Origin of the sequence: Pseudomonas sp. CAN1, assembly GCF_030462585.1 — a bacterium.
GTDB lineage: Bacteria > Pseudomonadota > Gammaproteobacteria > Pseudomonadales > Pseudomonadaceae > Pseudomonas.
The window spans coordinates 37,104-61,372 of sequence record NZ_JASMRU010000031.1; the positions used below are offsets into that span (position 1 = coordinate 37,104).

Genomic DNA, 24,269 nt, shown 5'->3' on the forward strand with positions numbered 1-24,269 from the left:
GCAGCCACATCGAGACCGGCAAGCTTGGCGGATGAACCGCACCTCCGGCGCTCGGGAGCCTTTTGCCATGAGCCACAAGCCCCACACCGCGCAACTGGACGACGACATCTGCGTGCACATCTTCGCCGCCTCCGGCGCCATGGTCGGCGTGTGCCTGACGGTGGTGGGCATCCTCCACGTCATCGTCAACCTGCATCGGGTCGACCTGATCGGCCAGGACATGCTTGCGCTCAATACGGTGATCTACCTGGCCACCAGCCTCGCCGCCTACTTCGGCCTGCGCACCCGCAAGCTGCAGCGCAACCACCGGCTGGAACGCATCGCCGACCTGCTGTTCCTCCTCGGCCTGACGCTGACGACGCTGACCACCGCCTTCATCGCCTGCGCCCTGTCCTGCTGCTGAACCTCAGGGCAAGCCCCGGCTAGCCCGCCGTGAGCGCGGCAGCCGGCGGCAACGGCCGGGTCGCCGGCTCACTGCGCTCCGGCAGGCGTTCGTCGTAGCGCAGCAGGCGCCCGGCGTTGGCCAGCACCAGCAGGGTGCTGAGGTTGTGCAGCAGCGCGGCGATCATCGCGCCCGCCGCGCCGAGCAGGCCGAAGGCGGCCGCGACGACGATGGCCAGGGTCCAGCCGAGGCCGATCAGCACGTTGACCTGCAGCGTGCGCCGGCACAGGCGGCTCAGGCGGATGCAGGTGCCGAGCCGGCGCAGGTCACCATTGATCAGCACGATGTCCGCCGCCGCCAGGGCGATGTCGGCGCCGCCCGCGCCCATGGCCACGCCCACGGCGCCGGCCTTGAGCGCCAGGGAGTCGTTGATACCGTCGCCGACCACCAGCGGGCGGAAGCCGGTCTGCAGTTCCTGGTTCACCTGGTGCAGCTTGTCTTCCGGCAGGGCCTGGGCCACCACGCTGCCGATGCCGACCTGGGCGGCCACCGCATCGGCGACGCTGCGGCGGTCGCCGGTCAGCAACAGTTGGCGGCGCAGCCCGAGCTCACGCAGCTGCTCCATGGCCTCGCCGGCCTCGGCACGCACGTTGTCGGCCAGCAGCAGCCAGGCGAGGAAGCGTCCGTCCAGCGCCAGCCCGGCAATCGGGCCGTCGTGCAGAGGGACATCGGGGATGGCGATGCCCAGGCGCTGGAACAGTTCAGGCCGGCCCAGCGCCGCCTCGCCCTCCTCCGTCTGCGCCACCACGCCGAAGCCCTGGCGCTCGTGCAGCTCGCTCAGCGGCAGCAGTTGCGCGTGGGGCACCAGCGCCGCCAGGGCGCGGCTGACCGGATGGCTGCTGGCAGCACCGAGGCTGGCGGCCAGCCGCGCGACGGCTTCGCGGGGCTGGCTGGAGTCATCGCTGACGATGCTGTGCAGGCGCAGTTCGCCGTAGGTCAGGGTGCCGGTCTTGTCGATCACCAGCGAGGACAGGTCAGCCAGCTCTTCGAGGAAGGCCGAGCCGCGAATCAGGATGCCGTGCCGCGCCGCCACGGCAATGCCCGCCACGGCGGTGGCCGGCGCCGACAGCACCAGCGCGCAGGGGCACGCCGCCACCAGCACGGCGAGCATCGCCTGGGCGTCGCTGGTGACGAACCAGGTCACCGCGGCGATCAGCAGGACCAGCAACAGGTAACGCCCGGCGTACCGCTCCAGCAGGCGGGTGATCGGCGGCTTGGCCTGCTCGGCACGCTGCATCAGGGCGATCACCTTGCCGAGGGTGGAATCGTCGCCGGTGCGGGTCACTTCCACCCGCAGCAGGCCATCGAGGTTGATGGCGCCGCCGTAGATGTCCGCGCCGGCCGCCACTTCCACCGGCACCGCCTCGCCGGTGATCGGCGCGGTGTCGAGGCTGGCCTGCCCGTCGAGCACGCGGCCGTCGGCCGGCACCCGGTCGCCAGCGCGAACTTCGACCTGATCGCCGGCCTTGAGGCTGGCGTTGTCCACTTCGCTGATCTGCCCGTCGGCGCCGATCAGCCGCGCCTGGCTGCGGGTCAGGCGGCCGAGGGCGTCGATGGCTTCCTGTGAGCCGAGCACGCTGCGCTCTTCGAGGACGTGACCGAAGATCATGATGATCGGCAGCAGCGCCGCCGTGGCCAGGTCGCCGGTGGCCCAGGCGCCGAGCATGGCGAGGCCGATCAGTTGGTCGGTGAGGCCGTGCAGGCTGGGATGCAGCAGGCTGTGCCAGGCCGAACGCAGCACCGGCACGGCCACCAGCAGCGAGGCAATGCCCAGCAGCAGCTGGGTGACGCCCTCCTGCTCCGGCGCCAGCCAGCGCCAGGCCAACCCGAGGCCGAGCAGGCCCAGGGCAAGCATCGCCAGGCTGAGCTGGCGCGCGGCGCGGCGGCGCTCGTCGACCGAGAGCAGCCCGGAGGTCAGGTGCATGTGGCTGTGACCGTGATGGTCATGGCCGTGGTGGTGATGGCCACTCATGCCGGGAAGCTCCTGCTGGCAGAGAAAGACGGAACGGACTCGATCATTGCTTGGGCCCCTGCAGGATCATTCGTCCCGCGTCGTCGGGGTTCACCGCGGTCACCGAGCCTGCGCGGGAGAGAATCGCCGGCACCCGTTCGCGATACAGGCGCAGCGCCAGGCCCGGATCCTTCTGCTGGCCAAGGCTGACGATGCTGGCTGTATCGCTGCGTGCGCGGGACAGCCGTTCGGTCGCCTCGGCCTGCGCCACCTGGACGATGCGGTCAGCCGACTGGGTCGCCGTCTGCTGCTTGCGCGCGGCGTCGTTGCGGGCCATGGCCACGGCCTGTTCGGCCTGCTGGCTGGCGGTGAGCACGGCGTTGAAGGCGTTGACCGCAGACAGCGGCAACGAGGACTGCACATCGACGCGGGCAATCTCGATGCCCAGGCCCGCGCCTTCGTCATGCAGCTTCGCCAGGCTGGCATTGATGCCCTGCTGCAGGTCGCCGCGCAGGCGTTCGCGGCGCTCGGCCAGGGCGGAATCGCCGCCCACCAGTTCCGGGCGCGCCACCAGGATGGCGTCCATGTCGCGGGACGCGCAGACCTGCACGGCGTTGCGCTCCACCAGGCGATCCAGCGCCGGCTCGACGTGGGCGCCCTGCCGGGCGAAGGCGTAGGGATCGCTGACCTTGTAGAAGACCCGCACGTCCAGCTGCACCACGCCGGAATCGCCGGTCAGCAGGTAGCCGGAGCCGGCGGTGGAGTCGTTGGCCAGGGTGCCGTCGTAATCGGTCTTCTGCGCCTGCTCCGAACGCAGCAGCAACTCGACCCTGCGCTCGGTCACGCGGCCGGCCGAGGGCAGCATGATCACTTCCTCGAAGGGGCGCGGCCAGGCCAGCAGCAGGCCGGCGTTCTGGATGCGGTTCTCGGCGCCCAGGCGCAGCACCACTGCGCGGCTTTCCGGGCCGATCTGGCGGACGTTGCCGGCCAGCCAGCCCAGCGCCGCCAGCAGCGTCACCGCGTAGAGCGCGAGGAAGCCTGTACGGCCGGCCTGCAGCCAGGGGCTCGGCTGCCCCTGCTCCGGCTTACTCATGGGCAGACCCGCTGGAATGAGCGGTGCCGGCTGGCAGCGTCGGGCCGTCCACCAGCACGCGGAACGGCGCGGCGTCGGTGCGCAGGACCAGGCGGGTGCCGGGGTTGACGATGGTGCCGAGGGTGTCGAGGGAGCGCAGCAGGTTGTACAGCTCGGGCGCGCCGGCATAGGCCTTGCCGTAGATTTCCGCGGCCTCGACCTGGGATTGCGCCTGGATACCGGCCGCCTTCACGCTGGCGTCGGCTTCCAGGATGCGCGCGTCGCGCTCGGCGGCGGACTGGATTTCGGCGGCCTTGCGCTTGCCTTCTGCAGTGCGCTCGGTAGCGATGGTCTCGCGCTCGGCGCGCATGCGATCGACGGTGGCGTCGAGGGTCACCTTGGGCAGGGTCAGGCGCTCGATGCCGACCTGCACCACGCGCACGCCATAGGTGTCGCTGAGCTGCTTGTCGATCTGCTGGCGCAGGCGCTGTTCGAAGGCGTCGATGCGCACGCGGCTGCCGTCGACATTGACCAGATCGGCCAGCTCGAAGCCGCTGGCGGTGGTTTCCAGCGCCGAGCCGACCAGGGTGCGAATCTGCCGCGCGGCCTCGTCGGGCTGGTTCTGCACGGCACGCATGAAGCGCTGGATGCTCTCCGGCTCCGGCGCCACCTGCCAGGCGATGTAGGCCTGAACGATGATCCGCAGGCCATCGCGGGTGCCGACATCCTGCAGGCCGCTGGAGGTGGTGCGCAGGCGCAGGTCAACCGGCACCGCCGCCTCGAAGGGCACCGGCCAGCGCCAGGCCAGGCCCGGCTCGATCAGCACCCGCGAAGGATTGCCGAAACGCGTGATGACAGTCGCCTCGCCGACTCGCACCTGGACGAAGCAGGCCGTGGCCGCCATCGCCAGCAGCAGCAGCGCAGCGACGCCGATGCGCCGCCAGGCGTGGCCGGACTCGCCACGGCCGTGCTCATGGTCGTGGCCATGCCCGTGCGGATGTTGGTCATGGTCGTGGGAATGATCATGGCCGCGGTCGTGGTGGGAATGCCCGTCATGGGCGTGGGTAGCGTTCGAGCTCAAAGGACGCGCTCCTGGGCTGCGGCGGGATCAGGGGAAACCCAATGAAGGGGCGCCGGGGCCGGCGTAGCCACGCAGGTCCAGCGTCGGCGCCTGGCCGGCGGCCAGGCGGTGGTCGATGATCAGGCTGTTCGCCCCGTTCAGACCCTGGCTCAGACGGCCCAGGTACTGTTCGAGGAGGAAGGCCTGGCCGGCACGCTGCCAGGCGGTACGCTCGGCGCCGAAACGCAGCTCGGCGGTGCGCGCCTTGCTGGTGGTCTCGTGGGCGTCGGCGACAGCGTTATCGGTCAGCTTGCTGGCATTGAGTTGTGCGGTATTCGCCTTCTGCGCGGCGACGCCCCGGTCACGGGCAATCAGCGCCTGGGCGGTGATCTGCGCCGCCTGCACAGCGTGGTAGGCATTGGCCGCGCCGGCCGGTGGGTGGATGGCCTCCACCGAGGTGGCGAGCAGCTCCACGCCGCTGTCCAGGCTGTCGAGGTCGGCCTGCACGGCGCGGCCTATGTCGCGGCCGAGGGCTTCGCGTTCGGCGCCGAGCACGCCGTCCAGCGAGCGCCCGGCGAAGTCGTGCACCAGCACGCGGTTGGCGATGCTGCGCAGCAGCTGGGCGACGTCGGTGCTGTGGTAGGTCGCCGCCAGTGCGGCCTGGTCGCTGAGACCGATGCGGTAAATGAAGCGCACGTCCATGTTGACGATCTGGAAGCTCTGCCGACCGCCGTCGTCGCCGGCGATGACCTGGGAATTCTCGCTCAGGTGGGTGGCGTCCCACAGGCGGTTGGCGGCGGCCGGCGCCGGCCCTTCGGCGGGTGCCAGCGGATCGGAGGTGCTGTCCGAGCCGGAAGTGGCCAGCTCGCGGATGACGCCGTTGTCGACGCTCAGCACCTTGCCGAACGGCCACGGCAGGCCGACATGCAGCCCCGGCTGGTAGACCTGCACCGGGTTGCCGAAGCGCTCGTAGACGCCGCGCCCGTTCAACGGCACCTCGACCACGCCGGTCAGCAGCCAGCCGGCCAGCAGCACCAGCGCAGCCACCGGCAGGAAGGCGCGGCGCATGAAATCGAAGGCCCAGACCTGGCGCAGGTCGATGCCCAGGCGCTGCTTCAGCTCGCCCTGGATGAATGCCAGCGGCCGCGGCGGCCATTGCAGCGAGCCGGCCACCAGGCTGCGTGCCACCAGCATCGGCTCCTGGCGCGGACGACGCGGGCTGAACAGCGACAGCACCGCGCGCAACAGCAGTTCCAGCGCCGCCAGTGCCGGCAACAAGCCGATCAGCACCGCGAGGCGCGCTGGCCACAGGCGCTGGCCATCCACCAGCACCAGGCAGGCGACGGTCAGCACCTGTACGACGATGACCAGGCGCAGCATGGCCGCCAGCGATTCGGCTTCCGGGCAGGTCGCCTCGGTGTCGGCAGCCAGATGGCGCTCGACCACCACCAGGCCGAACGCCGCTGTCACCAGGATGCCGACGGCGATCCAGGTCAGCTGGCCCGCCGCGACCGGCACCGGCAGGTCGAAGCGCCAGGCACCCTTCACCATCAGCAGCGCGAGACCGGCCAGGGCGAACAGCCACAGCGTCTCGCCGCCGATGCGCTGCACCTGGCGTCGGCAGGCGCCGAGCACACGTTCCAGCCAGCGCTCGTAGCCGCTGAGTTGCTCCGGCTCGGCTACTGCCTTGGCCTCGCCGCGCTGCCAGAAACGCAGCGCCGCCGGCCGCTGGCCGATGGCTGCGGCGCGCCAACTGGCAACCCGCCAGGCCGACTGGGCGCTGGCACTGAGCAACAGCAGCGAGGCGGCGTTGGCGGCCAGCAGCGCGATCCAGTGGGAGTCGGCGGAGAACAGGCCGATGAGATAACCCAGCGCCCACAGCAGCACGGCGGCCAGCGCCGGCAGCCAGGTCAGCAGCACCAGCGGGCGCGCCAGCGTCAGCGAACGCTGGAAGCGCGGCAGCCCATCGAGTGGTTCCGCCTCGATGTCCAGATCGACTCTCATGAAGACTCCAGGAATGCCAGGCGGCCCCGACAGCGAGCGGGAGGTGCCATCGCCGGGCAGCCGGCGGGCGCCCGAGCGGGAGAAAAAGTAATGTTATAACCCAGGACGTTAAGGATTTGTTAACGAATATGTCAGGCCATCCACCCACAAAAGACCGTTGACATTGAAGTTAACTTTAAACTTAGCGTTGCCTCGTCCGCCGCCCCCCGAATCGGGCGGTATCCGAAAAAATCTTGAGGAAGGCCAGGCAGATGACAGCGCAATTCAAGGAAATCGACTTCGGTTCGCAGCGTGTCGAAGTGATCGAAGGTGGCTATTACGACCGCTACCGGATGAACCCGGACCTCGATGAAGTGGCGCGGGACCCGGCCGCCGGCAACATCGACTACTTCCGGCGCATCCCCAAGCAGCTGACCGCCTCGCGGGTCGGGCCGACCTGGGCGCCGAACTTCTACTACCGCACCAGCAGCATCCAGCTGCTATTCCTCGCCCCCCTGGGCCGCCTGCGCGCCAGCCTGCCGGCCCCGCTGCAACCCTTGCGCGCCCTGCCCGGCTACGGGCTGGTGGCGCTGACCTTCTTCTCCTACTCGGTGTGCGACAACGACCCGTATGACGAAGTCTCCGTCGCGATTGTGATTCGCCGCCCCGGCGCCCGTGGCAGCCACGCCCTGGAACTGCTCGACGCCATGCGTCGGCGCAGCTTCGTCGCCCATGTCCTGGCGCTACCGGTCTCCACCGAAATCGCGCGGGTGCGCGGGGTGCATGGCTACCAGCTACCGAAATGGCGCGCGGGCATCGAGCTGGACCTCGGCAGCCAGGTTCACGCCCGCATCAATCGTGCAGACGGCACCACCGACCTGCTGCTGCAGGCACCGCTGCCGACCTTCAGCGAGGCCGCGCCACAATCGCGCCTGGGCACCACCACCATGGTCCACCAGGTCGATGGCCGCTGGCAGCAGACTCAGGTACAGAGCAATACGCTGACTTATTCCCAGCGCCTGTTCCCCGGCAACGTGCAGCTCACCCGCAATGGCGGCCCGCTGAGCCAACTGCTCGACGGCCTCGGCGCCCGCAGAATGTTGCGCCTGGACGTGGTGAAGGATGCGCAGATCGTCCTGCACCTGCCGACACCGCTCGACCAGTAAGCCGGCGCGGCTCCACCCAGCAGCATTCCGCCCATTCGCCGGCGGATGCTGGCAAACTCTCCGCCGCGCGTCGCCCCGGCTGCTCCGGGGCGAGCCACGCGCATGATCACCGCAGCCCTGCTGCCTGAATGATGAGCGCTGCGCACAGCAGCACCCGCAAGCGGAGAAGCCCCCAGCATGAGTAAACGCCTGAGCCACGGCATGGGCCTGGAGCCCGTGGAGCCCGACTGGCCGGCGCTGACCGAGGTGGAAGTTGTCGCCCTGCTGAAAAGCTACGGGCACACCGACGCCCGCCTGACCTGGCACAGCCCCCGGCCCTTCTCCGCCGCCGCGCTGGTGCAGACCGCCGGCGATGAGCTGTTCGTCAAACGCCACCACCCCAGCGTTCGCACCACCACGCAGCTGGCGGAAGAACATGCCTTCCTCGATCATCTCGCCCTCCATGGCGCGCCAGTCGCCCGCGTGCTGCGCGATGCCAGCGGCCGCAGCGCCATCGAGCGCGACGGCTGGACCTACGAGGTGCACTCCAAGGCCGAGGGGCTGGACCTGTACCGCGACGCCCTGTCCTGGACGCCCTTCCAGCACAACGCCCATGCCTTCGCCGCCGGCGCCGCACTGGCGCAGCTGCACCGCGCCGCTGAAGGTTTCGACGCGCCGTCGCGCAGCACCGATGTGCTGTTCAGCAACCTGAATCTGTTCGGCGCGCAGGACCCCATTGCCGCCATCGAAGCGACTTTCCCCCACTCCTCCGCGCTCGCCGAGTACCTGCAGGCGCGCCCGTGGAAGGAAGCCCTGAGCGAGCTGCACCTGCCGCTGCAACGCCACCTGCTGCCCTATCTGGATCGCCAGCCGGCACTGTGGACCCACAATGACTGGCACGCCTCCAACCTGCTGTGGAGCGAGGACGGCCCGCAGGCGCAGGTCGTTTCGGTGCTGGACTTCGGCCTCAGCGACCGCACCTTCGCCCTGTTCGACCTGGCCACCGCCATCGAGCGCAACCTGGTGCCCTGGCTGGAACTGGACCAGGGCCGCACCGCCGTGGCCGACCTCGACGCGCTGGACGCCCTGCTGCAGGGCTACGCCAGCGTGCGCCCGCTGAGCCGCGACGACCTGCTCGCCCTCGCCGCCTTGCTGCCGCTGGTGCATGCGGATTTCGCCCTGTCCGAGATCGGCTACTTCCACGGCCTGCTCGGCTCGGAGGAAAATGCCTCCCTGGCCTACGACAACTACCTGCTCGGCCACACCCGCTGGTTCCTGGGCAGCGAAGGCCAGCGGCTGCTCGACCATCTGCGCCAACTGGCAACCCGGACGAACTGACTCGCCCGGACACGCACTCTGAGGAAAACGGGCATGTCTGCTCTGGAAATCATCGCGGTCATCATCAACGTGCTCGGCGTCTGGCTCACCGCCCGGCGCATCCGCTGGTGCTGGCCGGTAAACGTGGTGGCGGTGCTGCTCTACGCGTGGATCTTCTTCAGCGTGAAGCTCTACTCCGACATGCTCCTGCAACTGGTCTTCGTGGTGCTGCAGTTCTACGGCTGGTGGCAGTGGAGCCAGGGCAGCAGCGACCATGGCAAGGTTCGCGTCGCACGCCTGCCGCCGGCCACCGCCCTGACCAGCTGCCTGGCCGGTGCCGTCGGCGCCGTGGCCCTGGGCTGGGCCATGCACACCCACACCGACGCCGCCCTGCCCTGGCTCGACGCCGCGCTCACCACCTTCAGCCTGGTCGCCAGCTTCTGGGCCGCGCGCAAGTACGTCGCCAGCTGGTGGCTATGGATCATCCTCGATGTGGTCTACACCGGGGTATTCCTCTACAAGGCGCTGTATCTCACTGCCGGGCTCTACGCCGGCTTCATCGTGCTGGCGATCTATGGCCTGCTGGCCTGGCGCCGCGAGCTGCATGACGGGCCGCCAAACACGCCGGTGATGGCGGCGGGTTGAACGGTAGGAGCAGGTATTCCGGGCAGGGGCGAATCCTTTAATACGAGCATATGAGAATGCTTTTTCAGTATTTAAGGAAATAACAAGCGGCATCCTATAGTGGCGATCTGGCTTATCCCTCATCACCGCAAGGAAGTCCCATGCTCCGCCATCTGCTCGCCGCCAGTCTCGCGCTGGCGCTGTTCGGCTGCGCCACCCCGCCCGCCCCTTCCGTTCATACCACCGACCCTGCGACCTCGACCCTGCAGGGCGACCCAAGCCGACCGGCCCAAGCGCAGTGGTTGCGTACCGAGCTGTACTTCGCGCTGGGCCAGGAGAACGGCAATGAGAAGATCAGCGAGCAGCGCTGGCGGCAGTTCCTCGACCAGGAGGTGACGCCGCGCTTCCCGGACGGCTTCACCGCCTATGACGCCTACGGCCAGTGGCGTGACCACGGGGCGCCGCAGCCGGAGCGGCTGAGCACCAAGGTCATCGTGATCCTGCATGAAGACACTGCCGCACGCGGCAAGGACATCGAGGCGATCCGCCTGGCGTGGAAGCGCATCACCGGCGATCTTTCCGTGCTGCGGCTGTCGCAACCGGCGCAGGTTTCATTTTGATCTTCCGCGAGTCGCTGCATGACGGTTACGCGCAGGCGCTGAGCGTCGACGAGCCGATCTACCAGGGCAACACCGGCCAGCAGCAGGTGCAGGTTTTCCGCAACCGGCGCTTTGGCCGCGTGCTGGTGCTCGACGGCGTGGTGCAGACCACCGAGGCGGACGAGTTCGTCTACCACGAGATGCTCGCCCATGTGCCGATCCTCGCCCATGGCGCGGTGCGCCGCGCGCTGGTGATCGGCGTGGGCGACGGCGGCATCCTGCGGGAGATAGTCCGCCACGCCGGCATCGAGCAGATCGTCGCGGTGGAGATCGATCCGCAGGTGGTCGAGCTGTGCCGCGAGCTGTTGCCGCTGCACTCTGCTGGCGCACTGGACGATCCGCGGCTCAAGCTGATCTACGCCGACGGCCTAGAGTACCTCGCCAATAGCCGCGAGACCTTCGACCTGATCCTCTGCGATTCCACCGACCCGGGCGGCCCGGCGGCGAGCCTGTTCACCGACGCCTTCTACCGCAACTGCCAGCAACGCCTGGGCAGCGGCGGCATCCTCGCCACGCAGAACGGCGTGCCCTTCCTCCAGCCGGAGGAACTCGGCGGCACGGCGCGGCGGCTGGCGGAGACCTTCGCCGACTGGGGTTTCTTCCACGCGGCGGTGCCGACCTACATCGGCGGCAGCATGGCCTTCGGCTGGGCGTCCAACAGCGAGAAAGTGCGGCGCACCGAGCTGGAAACCCTGCGCCAGCGCTTCGCGAAAAGCGGCCTGGTGACCCGCTACTACACCCCCGAGGTGCACCAGGCGGCGTTCGCCCTGCCGCGCTACATGCTCGACCTGATCGAAGCCGGGCTTCAGCGCAACAGCTGAGGGTTGTCCAGGCGCTGCGGCGTCCAGTCCGGATCGCGGGCGCGAACCGGGCTGCTGACCTGCAGCACCGCCGTGCCGAAGCGCTGCTTGAAGTCCGCGCCGATCTCCGTGAGCGCCTGGCGGGTGTAGGGGTTGTCGGCGTGGATGAGGATCAGCATGCGCGACGGCAGCTTCTCCGGCTCACCGCTGGGGCCGCGCCACTGACCGTGCAGGTCGAGCCAGCTGAGGCCATCGGGGAAGCGCGGCGTCACCTCGCGGGCGAGGAAGTCTTCCCACTGCGACAGCTCCACCGCCTCCAGGTACAGCTCGGTGCGCAGCATGCGTCGACCGCTCGCCTCACCATTGGCATTGGCCGTCGGTTCGTTGAGCCACAGGCCGACCAATGCCGCCAGCAGCACCGCCACGGCGCCATTGCGCCAGAGTGCTTTTGCGTGCATCACACGCCCTCCTCCGACCAGCCTTGCGCCGGTGCCGCTCGCGGGCGCAGGAGCAGTTGCAGCAACGCGCCCAGCGCCAACACGGCCACGCCGAGCAGCGCACCCCAGCCGACATAGGCAACGCTGGAATACAGCATGTACAGGCACACCGCGAGGAAGCCCAGCGGCAGCCACGGGTACAGCGGCACACGGATCGGTCGTGGCACTTCCGGGTGGCGGCGGCGCAGGACGATCAGCGCCACGCTGCTCAGGCTGAGGAACAGCCAGTACACCGGGGTCATGTACTCGACCATGGTGTTGAAGCCGTGGCCGCTCCAGCCGCCGACCGCGATCAGCAGCAGCGCCACCACGCCCTCGGCCAGCAGCGCGGCGCGCGGCACGCCATGGCGCACGTCCCAGCGGCCAAGCACGCCCAGCGCGGGAACGTCGCGCGCAGCAGCGTAGGTGGTGCGGCTGCCGACGATCAGCGTGGAGTTGATGCTGGCGACGGCGGACACCACCACCACCGCCATGATCAGACCGATGCCCGGCGCACCGAAGGCCAGCCCGAGCAGCTCCAGCGCCGGCGCGCCGCTGGCGGCCAGGCCGTCGAAGCCCAGCCCGCGAATGAACGCCCAGTTCAGCGCCAGGTAGATCAGCAGCAAGGCGGCGAGCGCGCCGAGCATGGCGGTGAAGATGCCCCGGCGGTTATCGCGCAGCTCCGCCGACAGCGTGGCCGCATCGCTCCAGCCACCGAAGGCGAGGAAGACGTAGATCAGCGCGGCGGAGAAGCCGGCCACGCCGACCTGCTCCGGCTCCACTGGCACGACTGCGGGCGGCACGAAGCCGCGCCACTCCAGCCACAGCCCGGCACCGAAGATGCCGAGGAAGCCTGCCGCCACCAGCGCCACCAACCCGGCCTGGGTGCCGAGGCTGACCCGCCAGCCGATCAGGTTGAGCGCCACCAGCGCGCTGACCAGCCCAGCCGCCAGCAGCACGTTGCCGAGTTGGCCGAGACCGAGCAAGGCACTGAAGTGGTCGGCGAAGAGAAAGGCCATCAGCGCGATCCAGCCGGTGTGCAGGATGGCGAAGCGCGACCAGGCGAACAGGAAGCCCACCCGCTGGCCGTAGGCGCGTTCGAGGAAGTGGTAGTCGCCACCGGGATGGGCGAAGGCCGCGGCCATCTCCACGTAGCACAGCGCGCCGACCATCGACAGCACGCCGCCGAGCACCCACACCAGGTAGAAATGCTCCTGGCCGACGTTGAGCGCCACGGTGGGCGCAGTTTTCAGGATGTCGCTGGTGATCACCATGCCCAGCGTCAGCAGCAGCGCGTGGACGGCGCCCAGGTGCCGGCGCGGGCCGGCCGATTTGTCAGCGGCGAAGTTGTCAGCCATGAATCGGCTCCGCAAAAGTAGCCGGGCCGCAAGGCGGCCCGGACAGAACGACCACTATCAGAACGAATAGCTCGCGCGGGCGTAGTAGTACGCGCCGTTGGAGCCGATCGGCGAGAGCACGTCGTACGGCAGGTTGCCGCCGTAGTTGATCTCCGAGCTGGAGCGTTCCGGGTAGTTGTCGGTGAGGTTGTTGCCGCCCACCGCCAGGCTGAACTGCGGGGTGAACTTGTAGGCCACCTCGGCATCCAGCTGCCACACCGCGCCGTAGGTCTGCTCCGGGTGATAACCGTCGCCGAAGTCGAACACGCGGGTGGTTTCGCCCTGGCGGGTCAGGCGGCCGAGCAGGTTCCACTGCTGATCGCTCCAGGTGGTGGTGAGGACGAAGCGATCCTTCGGTGCGGCGTCGGTGAGGGTGTTGCGCTCCTCCACGCCGACCAGCGCATCCTCGCCGATGCCGAGGTTGGAGAGCTGCTGCGGCGTGCCCTTGGTGCTGCGCACCTTGGTGTGGTTGTAGGTGTACGCGGTGGTCACGCCCAGCTGCCCGCCAACGAAGGGCTGGTGGTAGTTGAGCACCAGCTCGGCGCCATCGGTGCGGGTGTCGGCGGCGTTGGTGAAGAAGTTCACGTCATGCACGCCGGCCACGCCGAAGTTGTCCTGGATGAACTGCTCCATGGCATCGCTGCCGATGCGCTGGGACAGGGTGATGCGGTCATCGACATCGATGCGGAACACGTCGAAGGACAGGTCGAAGCGCTCGTTCAGCTGCGCGGTCAGGCCCAGGCTGAAGTTCTTCGAGGTCTCCGGGTCGAGCTTCTCGGCGCCCAGTGCGCGGGCTATCGGGTCGTTCACCGAAAGCACGCGGATATCGGTGAGCGTGCCGCCGTCGCCGAAGTTGCTGGTGGTGTTCTGGAAGCCTACCTGGGCCAGCGACGGCGCGCGGAAGTTGGTGGACGCCGCACCGCGCAGGGCCAGCACCGGGGTCAGCTGGTAGCGCCCGCTGAGCTTGCCGGTGAGCTTGCTGCCGGCGTCGTCGTAGCGCTCCCAGCGCGCGGCGGCATCGACGAAGAAGTCGTCGGTGAGGTCGCCCGAGAGGTCCACGTAGGTGCCGAAGACATTGCGGTCGATGTCCACCTCTTCGCTCGGGCGCAGACCGTTGGCGCCATCGGCACCGACGCCGTAGTAGGAGGCCTCGTCGCCGGCGGTGGTGATGTAGTTTTCGTAGCGATACTCACCGCCAAGCGCGAGCACGAAGGGCCGCCCGGCAAGGCTCAGCTCGCGGCTGAGGTCGAGGTTGGCGACGCTCTGGCGCAGCTCGTAGTCGCCGGTGTCGAAGCGCGTCGGCGTGTCTTCGCCCAGCGATGCGTTGAGCGTGCGCCGGGTCGAGGACTCGAAGCGGTTGCGGCCGTGGGTGACGCTGGCGTCGTAGTCCCAGGTGTCGGCCAGCAGGCCCTTGTAGCCGAGGGTCGCGGAGAGGTCGGTGTTGTCGCCCAGGGATTGCGGCAGGTAGCCGTTGGGGTAGATCTCCGGGTGCTCGTCCGGGTAGCGGTAGAACTCCGCGCCGGTGGTGTGGCGCTCGTTGTACAGGCCGAAGGAATACAGCTTGCCACCGCCCAGGACGAGGTCGCCGTTGAACCAGGCGTTGACGTCGCGCGCCAGGCCATCGCCCATCACGTAGTTGCGCTGCCCCGGCGTATCGGCGAAGCCGTCGTAGCCGGCGCGGTTGGTCGGCTCGCGGTTGATGAACTCGGCGCCGCCACGGACGAAGCCGTCTTCGCCCAGGCGCGTGCCGGCCTTGGCTGCGGTGTAGGAGTTCTGCCCGTCGGTGGTGGTCTTGCCGATGGCGTCCTGGTGGGTGTGGTAGGCGCCGTAGCTGGTGGTCACCTCGCCGCCTTCGGGGGCGTCGTCGAGGATGATGTTGATCACCCCGGCGATGGCGTCGGAGCCGTACTGCGCACCGGCGCCGTCGCGCAGCACTTCGATGCGCTTGATGGCGCTGATCGGGATCGAGTTGAAGTCCACCGGCGCGGTGCCGCGGCCGATCTTCGAGGAATCGTTGACCAGCGCCGAGGTGTGCTGGCGCTTGCCATTGATCAGCACCAGCACCTGGTCCGGGCTCATGCCGCGCAGCTGGGCGGCGCGCACGTGGTCGGCGCCGCCGGAGTTGGACTGGCGCGGGAAGTTGAAGGACGGCAGCAGCGTCGCCAGGGCCTGGCCCAGCTCGCCGCCGACGGCGCCGGTGGACTTCAGGTCGTCGGCGGTGAGCACATCCACCGGCACGGGGGAATCCAGCAGGGTGCGGTGGTTGCCACGGGCGCCGGTAACCAGCACGGTTTCCAGCTTGGTGGTGGCTTCGGGGGTCGACGAGCTGTCGTCGGCGTGTGCAGCAGACTGGGCGATGACCGAGGCCACCGCAACGGCAATGAGGGAACGGGATAACACGCGAAGTACTCCTGTCTCGCTTAAAGAGCGCCACTCGCCGTTGGCGGCGAGTCCGGAACTCCGCTGATGTGTTTTCGGATTGGCTCGAGCGGTTGGTGTCGGAAGTCCGGAAACCGCGAGCGACTGTTCCCCTCAGGGTGGAGAAGACAGTGCTCGGGAAAGCGCTCCAGGTGTCACGGCCGGTCTCTCTTCGTGATGAGCGAAAAGGCGCGGCTCTCGGTATCGCCGGTCATCCCTGACCAGATGGGGAAGGCCTCATCCTAGCTAGTGGCAGAATGCTTTCAAACGAATAAAAAATGCTTTGTTTATAACCGCTTGCTGTGTTCGCCGAGCAACAGCTCCTGGTGTCTTTCCAGCAACAGCTGCCCTCTTCAATCGAAGGCCTTGCGCTCCCATTCGTCCTCGGGAATATCCAGTTCCGCGCCGGAAAAACGCTCCTCCTGGAACGGGTCCGCCGCGTTGTGGAAGCCGTTGCGTTCCCAGAACCCGAGGCGGTCGCTGTCGCTGAACTCCAGCTCGCGCAACCACTTGGCGCTCTTCCAGAAATAGCGCCCGGCGACCACCAGCCGCAGCGGCCAGCCATGCACCGGGGTCAGCGGCTCGCCGGCGTAATGGGTGGCGAGCAGGCTGTCCGGGCGCAGCAGGTGTTCCAGCGGCAGGTTGGTCTCGTAGTCGTGGTCGGCGTAGGCCATGACGAACTGCCCGGCCGGCTCCACACCGTAGTGCGCGAGCAGGTCGGACAGGTGCACGCCGCGCCACGCGGTGTCGAACTTCGACCAGCGCGTGACGCAATGGATATCGCAGACCAGCTCGCGCTGCGGCAGCGCCAGCAGGTCGTCCAGGCTTAGTTCCAGCGTTCTGGACAGTGCCCCGGACAGGCGCAGGCGCCAGGTCGCCCGGTCGTACTCCGGCACCTCGCCTTCATGGAGGATCGGGAAGCGCTCGGTCAGCACCTGCCCCGGCGGCAGGCGCTCACCGTAGCGCGGGTCGCCAGCCGGCGAGCGCGCCTTCTTCAGGCGTCGGGCCTTGTCATGGACGCTCATGCTTCAGTTCGCCAGTGGAATCCACGGCGCCTGCGCCACCTTCTGCGCCTCGCCAAAGGCCGGCACCTTGCGCGCCAGATCGCGGACGTTCTTCACGTCGAGGTCGAGCAGTTGCTGGCGGGTGATCAGGGTCGGTGGCACCAGCACCTGCTCGCCCGGATTCTCCCCGGCGATGCGCAGGGCCAGGCTGCGCACGCTGATGGCGCCGGCCACTTCCGGGTTGACCGCGGCGGTGGCGCTCCAGGCGCTGCCCTGCTCCTTCATGATCTGGATGTCGGCGGTGGAAATATCGGCGCTGTAGATCTTCACCTTGCTGCCCAGCCCGGCTTCGTCCACGGCGATCTTCACGCCCTTGGCGAACTCGTCGAAGGGCGCGAAGAACACCGTGATATCAGGGTTGGCGCGCAGCACCGCGCTGGCCTGGTCGGCCACCGAGTTGGCGATGGGTGCGTTGAGCGTGCCGAAGCGCGCCTTCTCGACGATGCCGGGGTTCTCCGCCTTCACCTGGCGCCAGATTTCGTCGCGGCGCTCCATGGGAGTGAAGCCGTCGATGTACACGTAACCGGCGTCGAACTGGTTGCCGTTGTCCTGCAGCACCTGCTTGAGCGCCAGGCGTGCCAGTTCGCGGTGGTCCTGCTCGACGCGGGTGATGCGCGGGTCGTTCACATCGACGTCGAAGGTCACCACCTTGATGCCCTTGGCCAGCGCCTTGTCGATGGAGTCCTTGAGTGTTTCGGCGAGGCCGAGCTGCACGATAATGCCGTCCACGCCCAGGTCGATGGCCTGCTCCAGCATCTCGCGCTGGGTGGCCGCCTGCTGCCGGGCGTCGAACACGCGCAGCTTCACGTCCAGCGCGTCGGCCTGCTTCTCCACGCCGCGCAGGTAGGCTTCGGGGAAGTCGCCGGAGAACAGGTAGCCGACCAGGGCGATCTGCACGCCGCCCTTGTCGAACGGTGCCGGGGCACCGGGCAAGCCGGCTGCTACGGCGCTGGCTGCGCCGGACAACAACAGCCCCGCGGCGAACAGCGCGCGCAGGGATTTGGCGGGGGTGAACTTCATCCGTTGAATCTCCGAAATAAGGTGACGATCAGCGCCCGCGCCGGGCCAGACCGAAAGTGAACATCAGGGCCGAGACCAGCACGGCTCCCTTGACGAAATCCTGGGCGTAGTAAGGCGCGTTGAGCATGGTCAGGCCGTTGAGCAGCGTGGCTACCAGCACCGCGCCGACCAGGGTTCCGAAGGCGTTGGGCTTCTGTGCACCGAGCACGGCGAAGCCGATCAGTGCGGCGCCGAGGGCATCGAGCACCAGCCCGTTGCCGGAGCTGACGTCGCCACGTCCGAGGCGCGCCGCCAGCAACAACCCACCCAGCGAAGCGAGCAGCGCCGAGAGCACGTAGGCCAGCAACTTGTAGCGCTCCACCGCCGCCCCGGCGAGGCGCGCGGCCTGCTCGTTGCCGCCGATGGCGTAGAACAGCCGGCCCGGCCGCGTGCGTTCGAGGAACAACCAGACCAGCAGCGCGCAGCCGAGCATGATCACCACCGGTACCGGCACACGGTCCCACAGTTGAGCGCGGCCGAGGGCGAGGAACCAGCTGGCGAAGGCGCCCGGTGCTTCATCGCCATTGGGCAGGGTCATGCCGACGGCGATGGAGCGGCCGCCGGTGGGGATCAGTTGCACGCCGACTACCAGGAACATGCTGCCCAGGGTGGCGAGGATGTCCGGCACGCGCATACGCACGATCAGCCAGCCATTGAGCAGCCCCACCAGGGTGCCGAGGCCGAGGCTGATGAGGATCGCCGCCAGCGACCCCCAGTCCAGCACCACCATCACGTAGCTGGCGGTCATCAGGCTCAGCGCGGCGACCGCGCCGATGGACAGGTCCAGCCCGCCCACCGCCATGCTCAGGGTCACGCCCAGGGCGAGCAGTGCGACGATGGACACCGACTGCAGCACCAGGAACAGGTTGCCGACCCGCAGGAAGGCCGGCTCCAGCAGCGCGAACACCAGCACCAGCAAGGCCAGCAGCAGGAGCAGCGCGTAGTGGATGAGGAAGTCGAGCAAGCGTGCGACGGGTGACGTCGCCGGGCTGCCCACGGCAGTTCTGGACACGCATGGCTCCTTTCTAGATACGCGCCATTTCCTGGCGTGAAGGGTTGGATGGGGTGAGATGGGCAACGATCTCGCTGCGCTGCAGGTCGTGCCGGGGCAGCTCGGCAACCACCGCTCCGTCGCGCACAACGAGGATGCGGTCGGCGATTTCCAGGGCTTCATCCGGGTCGCTGCAGATCACCAGCGTGGCGCGGCCGGCGGCGCTGGCGCGGATGCGCTGCCCGATGTCGCGGCGGGCGCGCACGTCGACGCCCTGGAAGGGTTCGTCGAGGATCAGCACGCGGCCCTGCCCCAGCAGCCAGCGGGCGAGGATGACCTTCTGCTGGTTGCCGCCGGAGAGCAGTTCCAGGGGGTGTTCTGCGCCTGGCCCCTTGATGCCGAGTGCTTCGATCTGCTCGGCAACTCTGGCGCGCTCGGCCTTGTGGTCGATGAAGCCGAAGCGGCTGAAGCTGCGCAGGAACGGCAGCGTCATGCTGGCGCGCACCGAGAAACCGGGCACCCGCGAATTGCGCGCGCGGTCCTCGGCGGCGAAGAACACGCCGGCGGCAATCGCTTCGCGCGGCGTGCGTGGCAGCCAGTCGCGGCCATCGAGGCGGATCGATCCGGTGTGGTGGCGGCGCAGGCCGAACAGCACTTCGGCGATCTCGCTCTTGCCGGCGCCAAGCAGGCCGGTCAGGGCGACTACTTCACCTTCGTGCAGGTCCAGGTCGAAGGCAGCGCTGTGGGCTTCGAGCTGCCAGTCGCGCAGGGCCAGCACCGTCTCTCCGCGCTCCAGCGGCTGCAACTTCACTTCACCCAAAGCGGCGCCGAGCATGGATTCCACGGCGGCGGCGAGGTCCAGCGGCGCAGCGAACTCGCCCGCCAGGCGGCCGTCTCGCAACACCAGCGCGCGATCCGCCACGCGCTGCAGATCAGACAACCGATGGGAGATGTAGAGGATCGCCACGCCGCGTTCGCGCAGGTGGTCGATGAGTTGGAACAGACGCTCGGCTTCGACGGTCGACAGCGATGCGGTGGGTTCGTCGAGGATCAGCAGACGCGGCTTCAACGCGAGCGCGCGGGACAGGATCACCAGTTGCCGTTCGGCGGTGCCAAGGGTTTCGATGGGCGCTTGCAGAGGCAGGTTCAACTGCAGGCCGGCGGCGATTTCAGCCGCGCGTTTGAGCGCGTTGCCGGGGCGGAAGAACAGCGCGCCGGAGGCACCGCAGAGTTCGTCCAGCAGGAGGTTTTCCGCGACGCTCAGGCCAGGCACCACGCCCTGCTCCACCTGCTGGTGGACGGCAACTATGCCGTGGCGGCGGGCATCGTGGGGCGAGGCGAAACGCACCGCCTCGCCATCGATCAGCAACTGCCCGGCATCGTGGCCGTGGGAGCCGGCGATGATCTTCACCAGTGTCGACTTGCCCGCACCGTTGGCACCGAGCAGGGCGAGCACTTCGCCGGAACGAATCTCCAGGTCCAGGTCGACCAGCACGCGGTTCTCGGCAAAGGACTTGCCGACGCCTGCGAGGCGGAGGAATGCGGTGGAAGCGGGCTGGACGGACATGACGTTCTCGATACGACGCGGCAGAGCGAAAGCGTCGTATCAGAGCTTCGCCGTTGGACTGAGCGGCGATTCTTTTATAATCTCAAACCATGCATCAACTAAATTTTAATATCGTTTATGCATAAGCTAACAACCGCCCGAGCGCAGCGACGTGCACTGTTCACCCAGCAACAGCAGCCTGGAAAAACGGCTGACGCGACGCAGACCGGGCGGGTAGCATCGACAGCATTCAACCCACAAGGTGAGCACTCACGATGGCGAACGATACCTACACTCCACCCCGCGTCTGGACCTGGGACAAGGGCAACGGCGGCGCCTTCGCCAGCATCAACCGGCCCATCGCCGGCCCGACCCACGAGAAGGAACTGCCACGGGGCAAGCACCCGCTGCAGCTGTACTCGCTGGCCACGCCCAACGGCGTGAAGGTCACCATCCTGCTGGAAGAACTGCTGGAGCTGGGCGTGAGCGCGGCCGAGTACGACGCCTGGCTGATCAAGATCGGCGACGGCGACCAGTTCGGCAGCGGCTTCGTCGGCATCAACCCGAACTCGAAGATCCCGGCCCTGCTGGACACCAGCGTCACACCGGAACTGCGCGTCTTCGAGTCCGGCTCGATCCTGGTCTACCTCGCGGAGAAGTTCGGCCACTTCCTGCCCAAGGACCTGGCCAAGCGCACCGAGACGCTGAACTGGCTGTTCTGGCAGATGGGCAGCGCGCCCTTCCTCGGCGGCGGCTTCGGTCACTTCTACGCGTACGCGCCGGAGAAGTACGAATACCCAATCAACCGCTACGCCATGGAGGTCAAGCGCCAGCTCGACGTGCTCGACCGCCAGCTCGCCGAGAACCGCTACATCGCCGGCGACGAATACAGCATCGCCGACATGGCGATCTGGCCCTGGTACGGCGCGCTGCTGAACAACCAGGTGTACGAGGCCGCCGAGTTCCTCGACGTCGAGAGCTACACCCATGTGCGCCGCTGGACCGACGAAATCGCCGCGCGTCCGGCGGTACAGCGTGGCCGCCGGGTCAACCGCACCTGGGGCGACGACGCCTTGCCGGAGCGGCACAGCGCTGACGACTTCAAGCAGTGATGCGGTAGTTCCTGTAGGAGCGAGCTTGCTCGCGAACCCTGGCAGAGCCGGCCTTGCCAGCCTGTCGCGGAGAAGCTCCGCTCGTACAAGTGCCATGGTTCCATAGCCAGTTCGTAGGGCGCATAACGCGCCAGCGTTATCCGCCGTTGTGGTATCGACGGTTGCTCCTTCGCGGGGGCTGGTTCGCGAGCAAGCTCGCTCCTACGAAGAGCGCCACCACTCCAGCCGTCTCTGGCTCTGGCTCTGGCTCTTGAAGACTTCCAGAGAAACACCCGCGCACTCCGAACGGCCCCGTTCAGGAGGCCTCGTTGAATTGGAGTTTCAGGGGTTGAGCGACATGGATGTCGCGAGAGCTGCGATGGGCCAGGGACGGCCCTTCGCAGCGTGCCCCTGAAACTTCGATTCAACGAGGGAATTTTTCGCCTAAGCGAAAAACCGGATGTCCGGGGCAAGCCTTTTGGTTACTTTTCGGCGTTTGGAAAAGTAACTCGCCCGAGGGGGCGAAACATGAAGTCCGCGCGCACGCCGAAGCGGCGCTGAAACACCCAAACCAGAGGCGAAAAAGTCGCGGGCATCGCCCGCTCCTGCAATTGGCGCCGCATTACAGCGTGCCCAGGTGAGAACGAAGTCCGCCGCGAAAGACATCGCGGACAAGGTCCGCTCCTACAGGGAAATTCCGTGCCGGGCGGTTCGCGAGCAAGAACTAGGCGTCCCCCTCGCTCCTACGCAAAGCACAAAAACCGGAGCCTCGCGAGAGGCTCCGGTTTTCAGTTCAGCGCGCGATTACTTGCCAGCAGTCAGAGTGCTGTAGGCAGTGATCAGATTGCGGTAATCCGGAATGTGGTTCGAGCACAGCGCCGCGAGCCCTTCGACATCGTTGCGCCAGTCGCGGTGCAGTTCACAGGCCACGCCGAACCAGGTCATCAGCTGCGCACCGGCCGCTTCCATCCGACGCCAGGCCGCATCACGGGTCATCTCGTTGAAGGTACCGGACGCATCCGCCACCACGAACACATCGAAACCTTCTGCCAGGGCCGCCAACGCCGGGAATGCCACGCAGACCTCGGTCACCACGCCAGCGATGATCAGCTGCTTCTTGCCGGTGGCCTTCACCGCTTTCACGAAATCTTCGTTGTCCCAGGCGTTGATCTGTCCAGGACGGGCAATGTAGGGCGCGTCCGGGAATTGCGCTTTCAGCTCGGGAACCAGCGGGCCGTTGGGGCCGGTTTCGAAGCTGGTGGTGAGGATGGTCGGCAGGTTGAAGAACTTCGCCAGGTCGCCCAGGGCCAGTACGTTGTTCTTGAACTTGTCCGGATCGATGTCACGGACCAGCGAGAGCAGGCCAGCCTGGTGGTCGACCAGCAGTACGGCGGCGTTGTCTTTGTCCAGGCGGTTGTAGGTGGGGTTGGCCATGGTGAAATCCTCGATTTGCTTTCAGTGGGTCCGGCGGTGCCGGAAGGTTTGGACTCGGTTGCAGTGCGTCACTGCATGGAACAAAGATTAAATTCGACACCCTTGACGCGCTAGACGGCAAAAATCACTTGTAGCGTTCCATTTTCAGAACGCTATCCGCGAAGGCGCTCCGCTGGCCGTTCGGGCTAGCCCGCATGCCGCCAGGTGGATTCGCGTGCTTCGTCGAAGAACCGCCGCTGCCAGCCCAGCGGCGTGATGCCTTCGATGCGGGAGAAGATCCGGCAGAAATGCGCCTGGTCGCAGAAGCCGCATTGCAGGCCGATCTGCGCCAGTGCATGGCTCGACTCGCGCATCAGCTGCTTGGCCTTCTCCACCCGTTGGATGCGCATCCAGGCCTGGGGCGAATGGCCGGTGGTGACCTTGAACTTGCGGGTGAAGTCGCTGCGCGACAGGGCACAGGCGGCGGCCAGTTCGGTGACCGTGATGCCGCTGTCCAGATGCCTGAGCAGCAGCGCCAGGGCGCGCTCCTTCTGCCAGGGGGCCAGGTCGCGCTTGGGGGCGTCTGCCAGTGGCTGGCCGATGAGTCTGTGAAGCATGCGGGTTTCTCCCCCTGCGGTATGCCGCCATTCTTGGCGGCGGCCGCTGGGGCGGCGAGTTAAAGCTGGTTAAACCGCATTAACTGCAGATGCTGCAGACGACGCTCCGGACGGTTCGCAAGCGAGAAGGCACACGTCGCAGCGAGGCCATTGCCGGGCCCCGCACGCTGCCCAACCGGTGCAAGGCGTTAATCGTTATTAAATTCGCTGCGAAAAACCCCGAAGCAAGGCAGGATGGCCGGGCGGCGATGCGTCGCTTACCCTGAAAGCGCTACTCGACCGGAGAGTCGATAGACGAGTGCCACCAAGGCTGACGCCTGGGCCGGCCTGGAACCTGCCCCCAGCGTGCGAAGACAGAAGCAGACGATGATGCTCCAGCCCGTGGCCACGGTCGAAACCGTGCTGCATTTCGGTCCCTACCAGTTCTACCCCGACTCCCGCCTGATCCTCGAAGCCGGCCGCCCGCTGCGCCTGGGCCAGCGCGCGCTGGAGATACTCCAGGCGTTGCTGGAACAGGCCGGCCGGGTGGTCAGCAAGCGCGAACTGCTGGCCCGCGTATGGCCGGGCCAGGACGTCGATGAAGGCAACCTGCGGGTGCACATGGCGGCCCTGCGCAAGGCCCTGGGCGATGGCCACAACGGTCGCCGCTTCATCCTCACGGYGGCGCTGCGCGGGTACAGCTTCGTCGAACCGGTGAGCGCCTCGGCGCAGTCAGCTCCGACAGCGGACCAGGGCGCCGCGGCGGACCACAACCTGCCGCCCCGGCGCAACCGCCTGCTGGGTCGCGAAGCGGAACTGCAAAGGCTGATCACCGAGCTGCCGCAACGGCGTTGCATCAGCCTGGTGGGCAGCGGTGGCATCGGCAAGACCAGCCTGGCCCTCCAAGCTGCCCGGCGCGCGGTTGGGCGCACGCTCCAGCAGGGCAAGCTCCTCCGCGGCGGCATGCCAGCCGCGCAGCCAGTTCACATCCTGGTCGAGATAAGCCCGGATCAGCTCCATCTCCGCACTGCTCAAACCGCGCAACTCCAGTTCCACGGGGCATTCGTCACGTAATCGCTCGGCGGTATCGGCCTCATCCAGGGCCAGCGCGAGCCGTTGCAGCAACCGTTCATACAGACCGGAACCCGAAGCACTTGCGCGATGC

The 24,269-nt window shown here is 67.7% G+C and carries 20 protein-coding genes and 2 pseudogenes; 8 read left to right on the top strand and 14 right to left on the bottom strand.

Features of this window, described 5'->3' with window-relative positions; translation table 11 throughout:
- The first annotated feature begins 67 nt into the window (after window positions 1-67).
- The gene (locus QO207_RS26300) at window positions 68-403 is read left to right on the top strand and encodes a hypothetical protein (protein ID WP_301535195.1); all 336 of its coding nucleotides are present in this window, start codon (window positions 68-70) and stop codon (window positions 401-403) included.
- 19 nt (window positions 404-422) lie between these two features.
- Here the strand turns inward: QO207_RS26300 and QO207_RS26305 are convergent, their stop codons facing one another.
- The 4 genes from QO207_RS26305 to hflK (QO207_RS26320) form a co-directional block, all read right to left on the bottom strand.
- Window positions 423-2,366 (bottom strand): heavy metal translocating P-type ATPase, encoded by a 1,944-nt coding sequence (locus tag QO207_RS26305; protein ID WP_301535214.1) that lies wholly within the window; start codon window positions 2,364-2,366, stop codon window positions 423-425.
- 91 nt (window positions 2,367-2,457) lie between these two features.
- Window positions 2,458-3,486, bottom strand: a complete 1,029-nt coding sequence (gene hflK, locus QO207_RS26310; protein WP_301535196.1) for a protease modulator HflK — start codon at window positions 3,484-3,486, stop codon at window positions 2,458-2,460.
- Window positions 3,479-4,546 (bottom strand): protease modulator HflC, encoded by a 1,068-nt coding sequence (hflC, locus tag QO207_RS26315; protein WP_301535197.1) that lies wholly within the window; start codon window positions 4,544-4,546, stop codon window positions 3,479-3,481. The genes hflK (QO207_RS26310) and hflC overlap by 8 nt, the downstream gene beginning before the upstream one ends.
- 27 nt (window positions 4,547-4,573) lie before the next feature.
- A complete protein-coding gene (hflK, locus tag QO207_RS26320; RefSeq protein WP_301535198.1) occupies window positions 4,574-6,529 on the bottom strand; it encodes a protease modulator HflK in 1,956 nt (651 codons plus the stop codon).
- A gap of 251 nt (window positions 6,530-6,780) precedes the next feature.
- On the opposite strand from hflK (QO207_RS26320), the gene QO207_RS26325 reads away from it, so the two are divergent.
- From QO207_RS26325 to speE, 5 genes are all read left to right on the top strand, one after another.
- A complete protein-coding gene (locus tag QO207_RS26325; protein WP_301535199.1) occupies window positions 6,781-7,674 on the top strand; it encodes an acetoacetate decarboxylase in 894 nt (297 codons plus the stop codon).
- A gap of 177 nt (window positions 7,675-7,851) precedes the next feature.
- Entirely contained in the window at window positions 7,852-8,991 is a 1,140-nt protein-coding gene (locus QO207_RS26330; protein ID WP_301535200.1) for a phosphotransferase enzyme family protein, read from the top strand.
- A 33-nt stretch (window positions 8,992-9,024) separates the two neighbouring features.
- A complete protein-coding gene (gene pnuC, locus QO207_RS26335) occupies window positions 9,025-9,615 on the top strand; it encodes a nicotinamide riboside transporter PnuC (protein ID WP_301535201.1) in 591 nt (196 codons plus the stop codon).
- Between the two features lie 140 nt (window positions 9,616-9,755).
- Window positions 9,756-10,214: a DUF3574 domain-containing protein gene (locus QO207_RS26340; RefSeq protein ID WP_301535202.1), complete on the top strand. Its 459-nt coding sequence runs from the start codon at window positions 9,756-9,758 to the stop codon at window positions 10,212-10,214.
- On the top strand, window positions 10,208-11,074 hold the full coding sequence (gene speE / locus QO207_RS26345; RefSeq protein WP_301535215.1) for a polyamine aminopropyltransferase: 867 nt from the start codon (window positions 10,208-10,210) through the stop codon (window positions 11,072-11,074). Before QO207_RS26340 ends, speE begins: the two co-directional genes overlap by 7 nt.
- Here speE and QO207_RS26350 read toward each other — a convergent pair.
- The 7 genes from QO207_RS26350 to QO207_RS26380 all read right to left on the bottom strand — a co-directional run bounded on the left by QO207_RS26350 (window position 11,059) and on the right by QO207_RS26380 (window position 20,025).
- Entirely contained in the window at window positions 11,059-11,511 is a 453-nt protein-coding gene (locus QO207_RS26350; protein WP_301535203.1) for a DUF3574 domain-containing protein, read from the bottom strand. The genes speE and QO207_RS26350 overlap by 16 nt on opposite strands.
- Window positions 11,511-12,887 (bottom strand): APC family permease, encoded by a 1,377-nt coding sequence (locus tag QO207_RS26355; protein ID WP_301535204.1) that lies wholly within the window; start codon window positions 12,885-12,887, stop codon window positions 11,511-11,513. Before QO207_RS26355 ends, QO207_RS26350 begins: the two co-directional genes overlap by 1 nt.
- A 57-nt stretch (window positions 12,888-12,944) precedes the next feature.
- On the bottom strand, window positions 12,945-15,326 hold the full coding sequence (locus QO207_RS26360) for a TonB-dependent siderophore receptor (protein ID WP_301535205.1): 2,382 nt from the start codon (window positions 15,324-15,326) through the stop codon (window positions 12,945-12,947).
- A 371-nt stretch (window positions 15,327-15,697) separates the two neighbouring features.
- On the bottom strand, window positions 15,698-16,369 hold the full coding sequence (locus tag QO207_RS26365) for a sulfite oxidase-like oxidoreductase (protein ID WP_301535206.1): 672 nt from the start codon (window positions 16,367-16,369) through the stop codon (window positions 15,698-15,700).
- A gap of 3 nt (window positions 16,370-16,372) precedes the next feature.
- Entirely contained in the window at window positions 16,373-17,428 is a 1,056-nt protein-coding gene (locus tag QO207_RS26370; RefSeq protein ID WP_301535207.1) for a substrate-binding domain-containing protein, read from the bottom strand.
- Between the two features lie 28 nt (window positions 17,429-17,456).
- A complete protein-coding gene (locus tag QO207_RS26375; protein ID WP_301535208.1) occupies window positions 17,457-18,479 on the bottom strand; it encodes an ABC transporter permease in 1,023 nt (340 codons plus the stop codon).
- Between the two features lie 13 nt (window positions 18,480-18,492).
- Complete coding sequence (locus QO207_RS26380; protein WP_301535209.1) at window positions 18,493-20,025, bottom strand: sugar ABC transporter ATP-binding protein; 1,533 nt, start codon at window positions 20,023-20,025, stop codon at window positions 18,493-18,495.
- 254 nt (window positions 20,026-20,279) lie between these two features.
- Here QO207_RS26380 and yghU point away from each other — a divergent pair, with 254 nt between their 5' ends.
- Complete coding sequence (gene yghU, locus QO207_RS26385; RefSeq protein ID WP_301535210.1) at window positions 20,280-21,116, top strand: glutathione-dependent disulfide-bond oxidoreductase; 837 nt, start codon at window positions 20,280-20,282, stop codon at window positions 21,114-21,116.
- Between the two features lie 783 nt (window positions 21,117-21,899).
- On the opposite strand, the gene ycaC is transcribed toward yghU, so the two are convergent.
- Together ycaC and QO207_RS26395 are read right to left on the bottom strand one after the other, a co-directional pair.
- The gene (ycaC, locus tag QO207_RS26390) at window positions 21,900-22,529 is read right to left on the bottom strand and encodes an isochorismate family cysteine hydrolase YcaC (protein WP_301535211.1); all 630 of its coding nucleotides are present in this window, start codon (window positions 22,527-22,529) and stop codon (window positions 21,900-21,902) included.
- A 185-nt stretch (window positions 22,530-22,714) separates the two neighbouring features.
- A complete protein-coding gene (locus QO207_RS26395; RefSeq protein ID WP_301535212.1) occupies window positions 22,715-23,125 on the bottom strand; it encodes a helix-turn-helix domain-containing protein in 411 nt (136 codons plus the stop codon).
- 369 nt (window positions 23,126-23,494) lie between these two features.
- Here QO207_RS26395 and QO207_RS26400 point away from each other — a divergent pair.
- Window positions 23,495-23,797: pseudogene (locus QO207_RS26400) on the top strand (transcriptional regulator); the annotation flags it as partial.
- Between the two features lie 237 nt (window positions 23,798-24,034).
- On the opposite strand, the pseudogene QO207_RS26405 reads toward QO207_RS26400, so the two are convergent.
- Window positions 24,035-24,269 (bottom strand): annotated as a pseudogene (locus tag QO207_RS26405) (hypothetical protein); the annotation flags it as partial.